The organism is Streptomyces sp. 7N604 (assembly GCF_052245475.1).
Taxonomy (GTDB): Bacteria; Actinomycetota; Actinomycetes; order Streptomycetales; family Streptomycetaceae; genus Streptomyces.
On sequence record NZ_JBQQBX010000103.1, the window covers coordinates 1 to 875 of the forward strand.

Here is an 875-nt window from a genome sequence, read left to right on the forward strand (position 1 = left end):
CCACGTGGAGGCCGGCACCTTGAGGACGGCCTGATGGATGGCCTCGGTGATGGTCATGCCGACCGAGTACGACAGCCACCTCCCGCGCTTGATGAGCCAGGCCACGAACTCATGCGTGCCGCCACCGGAATCGGTACGGATCAGCGTCCGCCGCCCGCGCCGGTAGGTCTTCGGCAGCTGGGCCAGCGCCAGTTGGGCGGCTTCGATGTGATCGGCAGCGGTGTTGCTCCCCGCGTTGCCCGGCCGCAGCAGACCCGCCACCGGCTCCCCGCTGCCACCGCTGCCGTGGTCGGCGAAGGCCATGATCGGGTGGTGTCCGAACGTCTTCTTCCAGGTCGCGGCGGCGTCCTGCTTCTCGGAGTGAGCGATCACCAGCACCCCGTCCAGGTCCACGATCACCTGCCCGCCCGCATCCGGCGCCGACGGACCGGCCAACTGCCAAACGTACTCGCGCACTTCGGCCCGCGCGGCGCGGATTGCCGCCAGCGCCTTCGGTCCGCTCCCGGCCAGCGTGTCGATGAGCCGGGAGACCGTCGGGTCGGAGGCCACCGGCCCGAACACGCCTGGCTCGGCCCGCAGCATGCCCACATCCGCGAGGCCGTCCCCGCCGAGCGCGACCGCGAGCGCCACATCCAGCAGGATCTTGCCCGGATCGTGCACCGCCCGCGCCTTGCGCCACGGCGCCAGTGCCGCCGATATCGCCTGATCCAGCCCTGTCTTGCGGACCGTCTCCAACGCAGCATGGCCGCGGCCTGAGTGACCACCCCATGACCGCCGCCCTCGACACGGACACGCGGGTAGGACCCGATACGCTTCTTCACCTGGAGAGTGCCTTCTTTCCTGCGGCGGACAGAGCCTTCGACAAGCCCCTTCCC

At 70.4% G+C, this 875-nt stretch carries 1 pseudogene; it reads right to left on the minus strand.

The window, feature by feature from the left end:
• Window positions 1–821 (minus strand): annotated as a pseudogene (locus ACTWP8_RS38190) (transposase); the annotation flags it as partial.
• Window positions 822–875 lie beyond the last annotated feature (54 nt).